Source organism: Brevundimonas sp. P2_A6, from assembly GCF_056404975.1.
The window spans coordinates 568,624-581,057 of record NZ_JBFUCZ010000001.1 but is presented as its reverse complement, the minus strand read 5'-3'; the positions used below and the strand labels follow the sequence as shown (position 1 = coordinate 581,057).

Genomic DNA, 12,434 nt, shown 5'->3' with positions numbered 1-12,434 from the left:
GGCGTCAGTTCAGGTTGTTCAGGTGAAAAGGGCGACGAAGATGGCCACCAGGCCCCCCATCGCGATCAGCCAGACGAGGGACCGCACGAACGGCACCCCGAAGGCGTACAGCGGAATATAGATCAGTCGCGCCCAGAAGAAGGCCTGGGTTCCCCAGAAGGTCAGCGGCCCGTCCTCGCCCGTCACATGGGCGATCAGCACCGCCCCGATGAACAGCGGCAGGGTCTCCCACATGTTCGCCTGGGCGCGCTCCAGCCGCTGGGTGATGATGCCCGGCCGGGCGGGCACGCCGTCGCGCGGACCCGCGTTCCAGTCGATGCCGTTGGCCATGGTCCGCCCGGCGGCCGGCAGGAAGATCAGCACGAAGGCCAGCACCAGCGTCGCCGCCAGCATGGTCAGTTCCGGTGTCGTCACCAGCACCCAGCTATCGCCCATCATCTCACCCCTGCCTGTAGTTCGGTGCCTCGCGCGTGATCATCACGTCGTGGACATGGCTTTCGCGCAAGCCCGCGCCCGTGATGCGCACGAACCGAGCCCGGTCCTGGAACTCCGAAATCGTGGGCGCACCGACATAGCCCATGGCGGCGCGCAGCCCCCCGACCATCTGGTGCAGCACCGGCGCGATCGGCCCCTTGTAGGGGGTCTGGCCCTCGATGCCCTCGGGCACCAGCTTCTGGGTATCCTCGACTTCCTTCTGGAAATAGCGGTCGGCCGAGCCCGCGCCCATGGCCCCCACCGAGCCCATGCCGCGATAGCTCTTGTAGGACCGGCCCTGGTACAGGAACACCTCGCCCGGGCTCTCGTCGGTCCCGGCGAACATCGAACCCATCATGGCGACCGACGCCCCCGCCGCGATGGCCTTGGCCAGGTCGCCGGAATACTTGATCCCGCCGTCAGCGATGACCGGCGCGCCCGAATCCCTGGCCGCGCGCACCGCATCCATGATGGCGGTCAGCTGGGGGACACCGACACCCGCCACGATCCGCGTGGTGCAGATGCTGCCGGGGCCGATGCCCACCTTCACCGCGTCCGCGCCCGCGTCGATCAGGGCGCGCGCCGCGTCATAGGTGGCGATGTTTCCGGCGATGATCTGGACCCGATTGTTCTCGCGCTTGATGCGCTCGACGACCCGCGACACCTGGGCCGAGTGGCCGTGCGCGGTGTCGATCACCACCACGTCGCAACCGGCCTCGGCCAGCGCCATGGCGCGCTCGAACCCGGCGTCGCCGACGGTCGAGGCCGCACCGACCAGCAGCCGCCCCTGATCGTCCTTGGCCGCATGGGGATGAGCCTGGGCCTTCTCGATGTCCTTCATCGTGATCAGGCCGGTGGCACGATAGTCCTCGTCCACCACGATGACGCGCTCGATCTTGCGGGTGCGCAGCAGCGTCCGCGCCTCGTCGCGTCCGGCCCCCTCGCGCACGGTGACCAGGTCGCCCGTGGTCATCAGGTCGGCGGCGCGGGTGTTCGGATCGGTGTCGAACCGCATGTCGCGATTGGTCAGGATGCCGACCAGCTTGCCGCCCGCGTCCACGACCGGAAACCCGGAAATCTTCCTCTGGGCCACGATCTGGCGAACCTCGCCCAGCGTGGTCTCCGGCCGGATGGTCACCGGATTGATGACCATGCCGCTTTCATAGCGCTTCACGGTCCGGACCTGATCGGCCTGTTCCTGCACCGTCATGTTCCGGTGGAGGATGCCCAGACCCCCGGCCTGGGCCATGGCGATGGCCAGCCGGCTTTCGGTCACCGTGTCCATGGCGGACGAGGTCAGCGGGATGTTCAGTCGGATGTCGCGCGTCAGCCGGGTCGAGACGTCCGCCTCTGCGGGCATCACCTCGGACGGGCCGGGTTCGAGCAAAACATCGTCGAAGGTGAGCCCTTCGCGAATCTCCATGGGAGTCTCCGTTTTGCGGGCCGCCTATCCTCTTTCGCGGCTGCGAAGTCAACCGCGACGCATCCAAAGTCCGCGCTGCGCGTAAGTCTTTTCATCAGGACTTGAAACTTTCAGCCTGAGCTAACATTTTAGGCCTCGATGGTCGTTACCCTCGCCAGATCCGTCCGGAGCCTCGCGCTCAAGATCGCCTCCTACGGCGTGATGCATCTGGTCGTGGCCATGCTGGTGGCTTTCGCCATCACGCGGGACTGGCGCATGGCCCTGGCCATCGGGGTGATCGAGCCCTTCTTCCAGACCGTCGCCTATTCCTTCCACGACCGCATCTGGCACCGGATCGAGCGTCGCCATACCCGCAGTGACATCGAGGAAGCGTCGGAAGCCGTCACCGCCCGCCTGGACGTCATGAACGCCGAGGAGCAGGCCCGCGCCCATGGCCATCACGGCCACAACCATGGCCTGCCGTCGCTGAAGAAGATCGCGGTCAAGACCCTGACCTATGGCGCGATGCATTTCGTCGTCGCGGTGAGCATCGCCCTGGCCATCACCCAGGACTGGCGCGCGGCTTTGGCGATCGGCGTGGTCGAGCCTCTGGTGCAGATGGTGTTCTTCACTGTCCACGATCGCTTCTGGGCGACGCGAGAAGCCCGCCGCGCCGTGCAGCCGGCCTGACCGGCTCCGCTTGTCGCATGCGACCTGGCCTGTAGGCTGGATCGATGCACGCCTTCGAAGCCCTGCTTCTGATCCTGTTCGGCGCGATCCTGCTGTCGCTGCTGGCGCGCAGGCTGAACGCCCCCTTCCCGCCCTTCCTGGCCATCGGCGGCGCGGCCGTCGCTTTCCTGCCGTTCGCGCCGGAGCTCGATCTGGATCCCGAGCTCGTGCTGGCGCTGTTCGTCGCCCCTATCCTGCTCGATGCGGCCTTCGACAGTTCGCCGCGCGACCTGAAGCGCAACATCGTGCCGATCACCTTCCTCAGCCTCGTCGCGGTGGGCGTCACCGTCGTCGCCGTGGCCCTGACCGCGCGGGGGCTGGAGCCGGCCATGGCATGGCCGGTCGCCATCGCGCTGGGGGCCATCGTCGCGCCACCCGATGCGGCCGCCGCCACCGCCGTGCTGCGTGCCGTACCGGTGCCCCACCGGGTCCGGGTGATCCTGGAAGGCGAAAGCCTGTTCAACGACGCCAGCTCGCTGTTGACCTATCGACTGGCGGTGACGGCGGCGGTGTCCGGTCTGGCGTTCGGCTGGCCCCTGATCGCCAGTCTGGTCTGGGCGCTGGCGGGCAGTCTGGCCCTGGGGATCGGAGCGGCCTGGGTCTCTGGCCGGGTCAATGGCCGGGTGCAGGACGCGCCCATCGCCATCCTGATCCAGTTCGTGGCCACCTTTGGCGTCTGGATCGCGGCCGAGCGGCTGGGTCTGTCGGCCATCATCTCGGTCGTCGTCTATGGCCTGTCCGTCGCCCGGTTCAGCGCCCGACGCACCTCGGCCGCCGTGCGCGCGCCGTCCTATGCGGTGTGGGAGACGGTCGTCTTCGCCCTGAACGCCACCGCCTTCGCCCTTGTCGGCCTGCAGATCCGGCCGATCTGGCTCGAGCTGGAAGCCTGGCAGCAGCGGGAATATGCCGTCTTCGCCCTGATCATCCTGGGGGTCGCCATCGCCGCGCGGCTGGGTTGGGTGATGATCTACACCACCATCGTGGCCATCAAGAACCGACTGTTCGGCACCGACCTGCCCCAGGGCGAGGCGAGGCCCAGCATCGCCACGGGGCTGGTCGTCGGCTGGTCCGGCATGCGCGGGGTGGTCAGCCTGGCGACGTCCTACGCCCTGCCGGAAAGCTTTCCGCACCGCGACCTGATCCTGCTGTCCACCTTCACCGTCGTGCTGGGCACCCTGGCCATCCAGGGCCTGACGCTGGGGCCGCTGATCCGGCTGCTGAAGATCGAGGACGATGGCAAGCTGGACGGCGAGATCAAGAAGGCGCGAGAGGCCGTCGCGCTTGCCGGACTGGACCACGTCAAGGGCATCGACAGCCCCGCCGCCAGACGTCTGCGCACCGACTACGAAGGCCGTCTGAAGGCTCTGCGCGCCGCCGATCCCGAGGAAGGCCGCGTCTACACCGATCAGGACCGCCTGCTGGGCCAGGTTCTGGAGGCCAAGCGCGAGGTGCTGCACCGCCTTCGCATGTCCGGCGAAATCGGCGAGGCGGCCTATTTCCAGCTCGAGGAAGAACTGGACCGCCACGAACTGAGCCTGACGCCGGTCGAGCGCTAGACCAGCCACTCGAACCAGTTGCCGTGCGGATGCCCGCGCGCCAGGGCGACGTCATCCGCACCGGGCCAGGTTTTGAGCCTCAGCACCGGCCAGCGCTCGAAGCCCGCGCCCTCAGCCTCGTAGCTGAGCCAGGCCAACGGTGCGCTCGATGACGCCTGTGCCCCGACGGCTTCGATCCGTGCCCGGATCCGTGCCTGAACGTCCCTCGGGAAATACTGGAAGGCGATGGTGTGGACGACAACCCGGCACACGCCCGGCTCGGGCTCGAGGCCCAGGTTCGCTTCCAGCCAGTCGGCGGCATCGCCCGCCTCGATCCGCGCCGGCGCATCATGGGCAATACGCAGCGCCGCTTCCAGACGCGCTAGCCGGTCGCGCTGGTCAGCCCAGACATAAGCACTCAGCGTCTCTCGCGTCGTGGCGCGTGTCGGATCCAGCGGACGCCGATCCACACCACCGCGCCGAACGACCCGCACCTCGGCCGCCGGAGGCGATGGGCCGCGCCACTCCGGGATCAGTCTGACCGCCGACCGCTCATCGCCCGCGACGGTCCGTCCGATCTGATAGAAGTAGCGGTCCAGCTGAGTGTTCAGCCCCGCGCTGGCCCCAAGCTCGAACAGGGCGAACGGCAGCCCGAACCCGTCGGCCAAAATCAGTAATCCGGCCATCAGACCCGACGACCGGCCGATCTCATTGGTCTGCGGCGGCCCGTCAAGCCATGGCTCCAGACGGTTGCCGTGAGACACCAGCGAACCTGCCAGGATCGCCCACAGCGCTCCGTCATCGGCCGGGGCAGCGTTCGGAGGATAGGCCGCGCTAAATCCCGGATCGACCCCCGACCGCGCCAGAGCATGCAGGCCCCCTGCCAGTCTCAGCGGCAGGGCATCGCCTTCATGGGAGGGGTTACCCGACCAATCCAACACACGGGATCCGATGGCCGAGGCCCGATCCAGCCGCTCACCGACCAGACCGCAGATTCGTCCCGTGAACGGCGCGCCGGAGGCCGTGCAGATGGCTGCCTGTTTGGCGAAGGCCGCGCGGACGTCCGCTTCGCTCACCGCTTGTTCAACGCCACCAGATAGACCTCGGACGATCCTTTCCGGCTGGCGGCGGGCTTGACGTATTTCACGTCCTGGAAGGCGGCGCGCAGCTCGGCCAGCACCCGCCCGGCGTCCCCGCCCTGGAAGTTCTTAGTCACGAAATGCCCACCCGGCTTCAGTGTCCGGATGGCGAAGTCGGAGGCGATCTCGATCAGTGCGATGATCTTCAGGTGGTCGGTCTGACGGTGGCCCACGGTGTTGTGCGCCATGTCCGACAGCACCAGGTCCGGCGGGCCACCCAGGGCATCGATCAGCTGCTGGTCCACGCCCGGATCAGTGAAGTCCGCCTGGATCAGGGTCGAGCCCGGGATCGGCTCGATCGGCAACAGATCGACCCCGACCACCGCCGCCGCGCCACGATTGACGCACACCTGGACCCAGCCGCCCGGCGCGGCACCCAGGTCGATGACGCGCGAGCCCTTCTTGACCAGGTGAAACCGGTCGTCGATCTCGCTGAACTTGAACGCCGCCCGGCTGCGCCATCCCTCGGCGCGGGCCTTTTCGGACCAGGGGTCGGCCAGCTGGCGCTTGATCCACTGGATGGAGGACATCGATTTCTTGTCGGCCGTCTTGATCTGGGTGCCCATGCCGCGCCCCTGGGCCGTGCCGCCGGTCGGCGGTTTCACCATGCGGCGGCGCGCGGGCGCTTCGGGCGTGGGCTTTTCATCGTCGGTCATCGCCCCCACATAGCGCCGACGGCCCTCAGGGGCTATGACCCCCCGACTTTCCCCCCATTTGGAGCGCCCGATGGCCGACCAGACCCTGACCCTCACCCTCGAAACCGGCCCCGACACGCAAGGGGACGTCGTCATCAAGCTTCGGCCCGACCTGGCCCCCGGCCACGTGGCCCGCATCACCGAGCTGGCGAGCGAAGGCTTCTATGACGGCGTGGTCTTCCACCGCGTCATCCCCGGCTTCATGGCCCAGGGCGGCGATCCGACCGGCACGGGCACCTCGGGTTCCAAGAAGCCGAACCTGAAGGCCGAGTTCTCCAATGAGCCGCACGTCCGTGGCGTCTGCTCCATGGCCCGCACGAACCAGCCGGACACCGCGAACTCGCAGTTCTTCATCGTCTTCGACGACGCGACCTTCCTGGACGGCCAATACACCGTCTGGGGCCAGGTCATCGAAGGCATGGACCACGTCGACGCCCTGCCCAAGGGTGAGCCGCCCCGCAACCCGGGCAAGATCGTCAAGGCGACGGTCAACTAGGGCGCGTCTGTCCCGCTCATCCCGGCTTTCGCCGGGGTGAGCGGAAAGGGGTCAGTCCCCGGCGGACCAGGCGAACTTCATGCCTGTGAAGCTGCGCCCGCCGATCGTCACGGTCGCCGTCAGCGCCGGTGCCTCGCCCTCCCCCAGGTTCCGGCGCGCGGTGGACAGCGCCCCCTGGTCCAGTTGCCCCTCGAACGTGACCCGGCCATGCTCGGGGCTGGTGCCGGTCATGCGGATGCGGCCATCGCTTACGGAATAGCTGTCGGGCAGGACGCGCTCGGTCTGTTCGCCGGGGACGAGGAACTCCAGCATCACGGGCGCGAAGGTCGCGCTGCGCCGCCCGGCCTCCCAGTCCTTGAACTCGGTCTCCTGGCCGACGAACACCGTCATCAGCTGGAAATCGTCGGGCCCGACCTGGGCCCCCGGATTGTAGTAGCCCGACAGGTCGCCGGTCTGGCTGTGGGAGAAGGATCCGCTGCGGGCCGTCGTCGAAGCGGGCGCGGATCTCGCCTCCGTCTTCTGCTCGGCGGGAGACGGCGGGTCGCAGGCGCTCAGGGCCAGGCTTGCGACCGCAAAAACAATGATGTGGCGCATGGTCGCTCCCGAACAAGCCGCGACTGGACCATGCGGCGTCGTGGTCGTCCAGTCCCGGTCAGGGCAGATGGATCAGGACCGGCAGCCAACCCTGCGCTTGCGCCCAGTCGATGCTCTCGAAGATCGGAACGGCCAGCAGAAAGACCAGCCCATCGCGAATCGTCGTCAGGAAGAACTGCGGCCGAACCGTCAGCTCGATATTGTCCTGCCATTTCCCGAAATCGGGGCCGAGACGCGGCGTCCGGGCCATATAGGCGCGGTAGGGATCGCCGAATTCGGCGGTCAGCCAGGCTTCCTCCTGCCGGATGGTGAAGTGGAACACCGCCACGGCGATCAGAACGAACAGCACGCCCATGCTGAAGCTGCCCGTCTGGGCCCCCACACCGAACGCACCGAAATAGCTGAACACATACAAAGGATTGCGGCTGATCGAATAGGGGCCGGTCGATACGATCTCGGCCTTCTTGCGCCCGCCGATATACAGCGAGCACCAGGCCCGCCCGACGATACTGATGACGATGGCCCCAAGCCCGAACGCCTCGATACCCTCCGACAGCGGTTGATTCACCCAGGGCGAGGAAGACACAAAAGCCAGTCCGACGGCGGCCAGCAGGGCGATGCCCAGGACCCACTTCCGGATCAGCTGAATGCGCTGCAGGTCGAACGCATTGGTGGTCGTCACGGTCATGTCATGTCCCGGTCACTTTCCGGACGGAAACGCGAAACGGCGATGACGTGCAAGTTCTATCTTTGCGACTGAAAATCGCCTGCGGTTAGCGGTCGAGCGACTGGTCCAGCGCCCGGAAGGCGGAAACGGCCAGCTCCGTCGAACTGGCGAAGGCCGTCGGCGTGATGCGCTCGAAGTCGTCCGATGGCCGGTGGTAGTCGGGATGATCGACGACGCCCAGATACAGGAACGGCACGCCCGCCGAGAAGAATGGGCCCTGGTCCGAGGCCTGTACCCAGTTGTCCGTGCCCGTGTCCTGTGGCGTGTCCTTGCCGAAGGCCAGCGACACTGTGCCGCTCGCGGGAATGCTTTCCAGGACGGGCCGGAAGCCCGGGTTCTGATAGGTGCCGGTGACCCACAGGTGGCCGTCGGTCTCGGCTCGCGACGTCATGTCGAAGTTCAGGTTCAGGGCGATCGACGACAGCGGCACCGGCGGGGCCTGGACGAAATGCTTGGCCCCCAGAAGCCCGTGCTCCTCGCCGTCGAAGGCGACGAAGATCACGCTGTGCTCGGGCGGCGCGGCCTTCAATCGCGCGGCGATTTCCAGCATCGTCGCCACGCCCGAGGCGTTGTCGTCCGCCCCGTTGTAGATCTGGCCTTCGCTGATCCCGACATGGTCGTAGTGGGCGGTGACGACGATGTAGCGGTCCGACACCCGCGTCCCCTCGACCAGGCCCAGGATGTTGACGCCGTTGTAGGTTCTGGGTCCCTCGCGCGTCCGCCCTTGCGCGCTCCACGGCTGCAGACGTCCGACCGGCGGTGCCGCAATCCCCATCGCCTCCAGCCGCGAGACGATATAGGCCCGGGCCCGCGCTCCGCCCGCGCTGCCGGTGTCGCGCCCCTCCATGTCGTCGGCCGACAGGATGCGGACATCGGCCAGCAGCTGGTCGTAGGACGTCGTGGCCGACGCTTCCGGCGCGACGGGCGTCTCTGCCTCGTTCATCGCCGCGCAAGACGACAGCAGGATCGCGGCGGTGGTCACGGCCAGGGCACGGAACGAGAGGGACATGAGGTCTCCTGATGGATCCAGACCGGAATAGACGTCTGTTTCACGCGCGTCAGATTAACTTCCTGTCATCGCGCCGGGCTGGCGAGGTCGGCGGGCGATGCTAAACCGACCCCATGGCCCTGCCCCCCGTAGACTCCCTGACCCAATCCCAGGCCAAGGCCGAACTGGCCCGTCTCGCTGCCGAAATGGCCGCCCATGACGCCGCCTATGCCGAGGCGGCCCCCACGATCTCGGACGCCGACTACGACGCCCTGAAGGCCAGGAACCTGGCGATCGAGACGCGGTTCCCCGCCCTTGTCCGCCCCGATTCGCCGTCGCTGAAGGTCGGCGCGCCCGCCTCCAGCCAGTTCACGGAGGTGCGCCACGGCGTGCCGATGCTGTCGCTGGACAACGCCTTCGACGCGGGCGACGTGGCCGACTTCGTCGCTCGTATCCGCCGGTTCCTGAACCTGCCGACTGACGCGGTCGTCGCCTTCACCGCCGAGCCCAAGATCGACGGCCTGTCGGCCAATCTTCGCTATGAGAACGGCATTCTGGTCCAGGGGGCGACGCGCGGCGACGGGCGGGCGGGCGAGGACATCACCGCCAATCTGAAGACGCTCAAAGACATTCCGCATCGCCTGAAGGGCTCCGGCTGGCCCGCGCGGATCGAGGTGCGCGGCGAGGTCTATGCCCCCAACGACGCCTTCGCCGCCTTCAATGCCGAGGCAGAGGTGAACGGCCGGCGCACCTATGCGAACCCCCGAAACTTCGCCGCCGGATCGTTGCGCCAGATCGATCCGGGCGTCACCGCCGCCCGCCCCTTGCGCTTCTTCGCCTACGCCTGGGGCGAGACCTCGGAGCCGTTCGCCGACACGCAAGGCGACGCCCTGAAGGCGTTCGAGCGGTGGGGCTTTCCCGTCAATCCGCGCTCGGTCCGGGTCGAGGGCGCCGACGGCCTGATCGAGGTCTATCGCGGGCTGGAGACCGACCGCGCCGGTCTCGGCTATGACATCGACGGCGTGGTCTACAAGGTCGATCGGCTGGACTGGCAGGCCCGCCTGGGCTTCGTCTCGCGCAGCCCCCGCTGGGCGATCGCCCACAAGTTTCCTGCGCAACAGGCCACCACGGTGCTGGAGGGCATCGACATCCAGGTCGGCCGCACCGGCTCCCTGACCCCTGTCGCCCGACTGCACCCCGTCACGGTCGGCGGGGTCGTCGTCCGCAACGCCACCCTGCATAACGAGGACGAGATCGCCCGAAAGGACGTCCGTATCGGCGACACCGTCGTGCTGCAACGCGCGGGCGACGTCATCCCCCAGATCGTCTCGGTCGTCCTGGACAAACGCCCCGCCGACGCGATCCCCTATGCCTTCCCGACCCACTGCCCCGTCTGCGGGTCCGAGGCGGTGCGTGAGGGCGACGACGTGCGCCGCCGCTGCACGGGGGGCCTGGTCTGCGACGCTCAGCTGATCGAAAGGCTGAAGCATTTCGTCTCGCGCCGCGCCTTCGACATCGAGGGCCTCGGCGAGAAGCAGCTGATCGCCTTCCACGAACGCGGCTGGATCAGGGAACCGGCCGACATCTTCCGCCTGGCTCGCGATGCCGAAAAACTGGACAAGCTGCGGGCGGAGGACGGCTATGGCGAGACCAGCGTGAGGAACCTGGTCGCGGGCATCGACGCCCGCCGGGTCATCGCCCTGGAACGACTGATCTTCGGCCTCGGCATCCGCGACATCGGCGACCAGACCTCCCTGCTGCTGGCCCGCCATTTCGGCGACTGGAACAGCTTCCACGCCGCCGCCCTTGAGGCCGCGTCGGGCATCCCCTCGCCCGAATGGACCCGGCTGGCCGAAGGCCACGGCGTGTCCCCCCGCACCCTGTCGGTGATGGCCGCCGCCGACCTGTCGTCGGCCGATCCCTGGCCAGAGGCCCCCATCGACCAGAAGCTGGCCCTCGCCTTCCCCGGCATAGCCGCCCCCGCCCGTCGCGCCCTCGCGCCGCTGGCCGCCGACTGGCCCGCTGTCGTCGAACTGGCCCGCATCGCCCGCGAGGACGGTCCGTCGCTGACGCTCGGCGAGATCGCGGGCATCGCCGGCGTCGGCCCCGTCGCCGGCCGCGCCATCGCCGACTTCTTCCACGAGCCGCACAACCGCGCCGTCGTCGACGCCCTGCTCGCCGAGCTGACCACCGTCGTGGACGCCGAACGCCCCAAGTCCGACACCCCCGTCGCCGGCAAGACCGTCGTCTTCACAGGCAGCCTGGAACGCTTCACCCGCGACGAGGCCAAGGCGCGCGCCGAAAGCCTCGGCGCCAAGGTGTCCGGCTCGGTGTCCAAGAAGACCGACTATCTTGTCGCCGGGCCGGGGGCCGGGTCCAAGCTGGCCGAGGCGCAAAGGCTTGGCGTCGCCGTCCTGACCGAGGACGAATGGCTGGCCCTGATCGGAGGCTAACGCCCCAGAGCGGCGGCGATCTGGGGCTGCAGCTGCTGTTCCAGCGCGAGGGACAGCTGCGCCGGATCATAGCCGCGGTTCAGCGGCTCCTCCATGACGATCACGGCCCAGTAACCTCGCCCGAAGTCGATCCAGGGCGTGAAGCCGAACGCCCCCGCCGAGGAAATGATCGGGGCCGCATCGCAGGCCGCGACATAGGCCGCGCCCGCGCATTCTTTCCAGAAGCCCCAGCCATAGTGCCAGCTCAGGCGGTTGGCGCTGATCGCGTTCGGCACGGTTGCCGTGGGCCGGGCACCGACGCGGTCGGCCAGAAATCCGGCGCGATCCTTCAGGATGTCGCCCTTCAGCACGGCCCCCAGCACGCGCCCGTAATCATCCCCCGTCGAGCGCATGCCGCCGGAATAGGTCGGGTTGTCGCCTGAGCCTTGCGAGTATCGCGTCTCGCGACTGACGCCCAGCGGGTCCAGCAGGCGCTGGCGCATGATCGTATCGATCCCCTGGTTGCGCGCGTTGATCATCATCAAGGCGGCGATCTGCATGTGCTCGTTGCCATAGTTGAAGCTCTCGCCCGGCAGGGTGTCCAGGCCACCGTCGTGGATCTGCCTGACGCAGTCGCGCAGGCTGAAGCCTGCGTCGCCGATGCAACTGGCCTGCTCCGCCGTGCCGTTGAAACCCGAGGTGAAGGCGAACAGCTGCTCCAGCGTCACCCGGCTGCGCTCATCCGTCGGCTGGCGCGCCCAGAAATCAATCAGGGCCTCGGCCCGCGTCGATGGCGACAAAGTTGCGTCCTCGACCAGCAGCCAGGCGCTGAGCCCCAGCAGAAGCTTGCTGGCCGACGCGATGTACACCGGCCGGTCGGCGGCCATGGAACCCCTCTGATAGCGATAGATCGCCCCGTTCGCGTCGCCGATCACGATTGCTACATCGGGCACCGAAAAGCGATCGATGGTCGCCTTCACCGTGGAAAAGTCCGGGCTCGCGGCCGGTCCGGGGGGCGCCGGAGCCACGCCCTGGCCACCGCCCCCTCCAGAGCCGCCACAGGCGGCGACCAGGCAAAGACAGGCTAGCGCCAGGACCCCGGCGATGGACGGCCGCCGGCTGCGCTGTTTACCCGGTCCGGTCATGGTCTGGCTCGCGGCTTCGTTCTGAGTAGACATCCAAGCTTAGCCGCAGACATCGCGCCTGTCTTCCCGGGATGAAAA

Annotated in this window: 12 protein-coding genes; 4 read left to right on the top strand and 8 right to left on the bottom strand. The window is 67.9% G+C overall.

Features of this window, described 5'->3' with window-relative positions; genetic code table 11:
* Positions 1–18: 18 nt before the first annotated feature.
* Both AC1DW4_RS02985 and guaB read right to left on the bottom strand, forming a co-directional pair.
* On the bottom strand, positions 19–438 hold the full coding sequence (locus AC1DW4_RS02985) for an MAPEG family protein (RefSeq protein WP_477015747.1): 420 nt from the start codon (positions 436–438) through the stop codon (positions 19–21).
* A 1-nt stretch (position 439) separates the two neighbouring features.
* Positions 440–1,897: an IMP dehydrogenase gene (gene guaB / locus AC1DW4_RS02980; RefSeq protein WP_477015746.1), complete on the bottom strand. Its 1,458-nt coding sequence runs from the start codon at positions 1,895–1,897 to the stop codon at positions 440–442.
* A 138-nt stretch (positions 1,898–2,035) separates the two neighbouring features.
* On the opposite strand from guaB, the gene AC1DW4_RS02975 reads away from it, so the two are divergent.
* Both AC1DW4_RS02975 and AC1DW4_RS02970 read left to right on the top strand, forming a co-directional pair.
* Positions 2,036–2,566, top strand: a complete 531-nt coding sequence (locus tag AC1DW4_RS02975) for a DUF2061 domain-containing protein (protein ID WP_477015745.1) — start codon at positions 2,036–2,038, stop codon at positions 2,564–2,566.
* A 44-nt stretch (positions 2,567–2,610) separates the two neighbouring features.
* A complete protein-coding gene (locus tag AC1DW4_RS02970) occupies positions 2,611–4,161 on the top strand; it encodes a cation:proton antiporter (protein ID WP_477015744.1) in 1,551 nt (516 codons plus the stop codon).
* Here AC1DW4_RS02970 and AC1DW4_RS02965 read toward each other — a convergent pair.
* Together AC1DW4_RS02965 and AC1DW4_RS02960 are read right to left on the bottom strand one after the other, a co-directional pair.
* Complete coding sequence (locus AC1DW4_RS02965; protein ID WP_477015743.1) at positions 4,158–5,216, bottom strand: DUF2332 domain-containing protein; 1,059 nt, start codon at positions 5,214–5,216, stop codon at positions 4,158–4,160. The two genes, AC1DW4_RS02970 and AC1DW4_RS02965, sit on opposite strands and share 4 nt — an antisense overlap.
* The gene (locus tag AC1DW4_RS02960; RefSeq protein ID WP_477015742.1) at positions 5,213–5,935 is read right to left on the bottom strand and encodes an RlmE family RNA methyltransferase; all 723 of its coding nucleotides are present in this window, start codon (positions 5,933–5,935) and stop codon (positions 5,213–5,215) included. Before AC1DW4_RS02960 ends, AC1DW4_RS02965 begins: the two co-directional genes overlap by 4 nt.
* A gap of 70 nt (positions 5,936–6,005) precedes the next feature.
* Here AC1DW4_RS02960 and AC1DW4_RS02955 point away from each other — a divergent pair, with 70 nt between their 5' ends.
* Positions 6,006–6,470 carry a peptidylprolyl isomerase gene (locus AC1DW4_RS02955; RefSeq protein ID WP_477015741.1) on the top strand — a complete coding sequence of 155 codons (465 nt, stop codon included), beginning with the start codon at positions 6,006–6,008 and terminating at the stop codon, positions 6,468–6,470.
* 51 nt (positions 6,471–6,521) lie between these two features.
* Here AC1DW4_RS02955 and AC1DW4_RS02950 read toward each other — a convergent pair whose 3' ends face one another.
* The 3 genes from AC1DW4_RS02950 to AC1DW4_RS02940 form a co-directional block, all read right to left on the bottom strand.
* The gene (locus AC1DW4_RS02950) at positions 6,522–7,064 is read right to left on the bottom strand and encodes a hypothetical protein (RefSeq protein ID WP_477015740.1); all 543 of its coding nucleotides are present in this window, start codon (positions 7,062–7,064) and stop codon (positions 6,522–6,524) included.
* A 58-nt stretch (positions 7,065–7,122) separates the two neighbouring features.
* Positions 7,123–7,752 carry a methyltransferase family protein gene (locus AC1DW4_RS02945; protein WP_477015739.1) on the bottom strand — a complete coding sequence of 210 codons (630 nt, stop codon included), beginning with the start codon at positions 7,750–7,752 and terminating at the stop codon, positions 7,123–7,125.
* An 85-nt stretch (positions 7,753–7,837) separates the two neighbouring features.
* Positions 7,838–8,800, bottom strand: a complete 963-nt coding sequence (locus AC1DW4_RS02940; protein ID WP_477015738.1) for a M20/M25/M40 family metallo-hydrolase — start codon at positions 8,798–8,800, stop codon at positions 7,838–7,840.
* Positions 8,801–8,913: 113 nt separating this feature from the next.
* On the opposite strand from AC1DW4_RS02940, the gene ligA reads away from it, so the two are divergent.
* Complete coding sequence (gene ligA / locus AC1DW4_RS02935; RefSeq protein WP_477015737.1) at positions 8,914–11,232, top strand: NAD-dependent DNA ligase LigA; 2,319 nt, start codon at positions 8,914–8,916, stop codon at positions 11,230–11,232.
* Here the strand turns inward: ligA and AC1DW4_RS02930 are convergent.
* The gene (locus tag AC1DW4_RS02930; RefSeq protein ID WP_477015736.1) at positions 11,229–12,356 is read right to left on the bottom strand and encodes a serine hydrolase; all 1,128 of its coding nucleotides are present in this window, start codon (positions 12,354–12,356) and stop codon (positions 11,229–11,231) included. The genes ligA and AC1DW4_RS02930 overlap by 4 nt on opposite strands.
* Between the last annotated feature and the right edge of the window lie 78 nt (positions 12,357–12,434).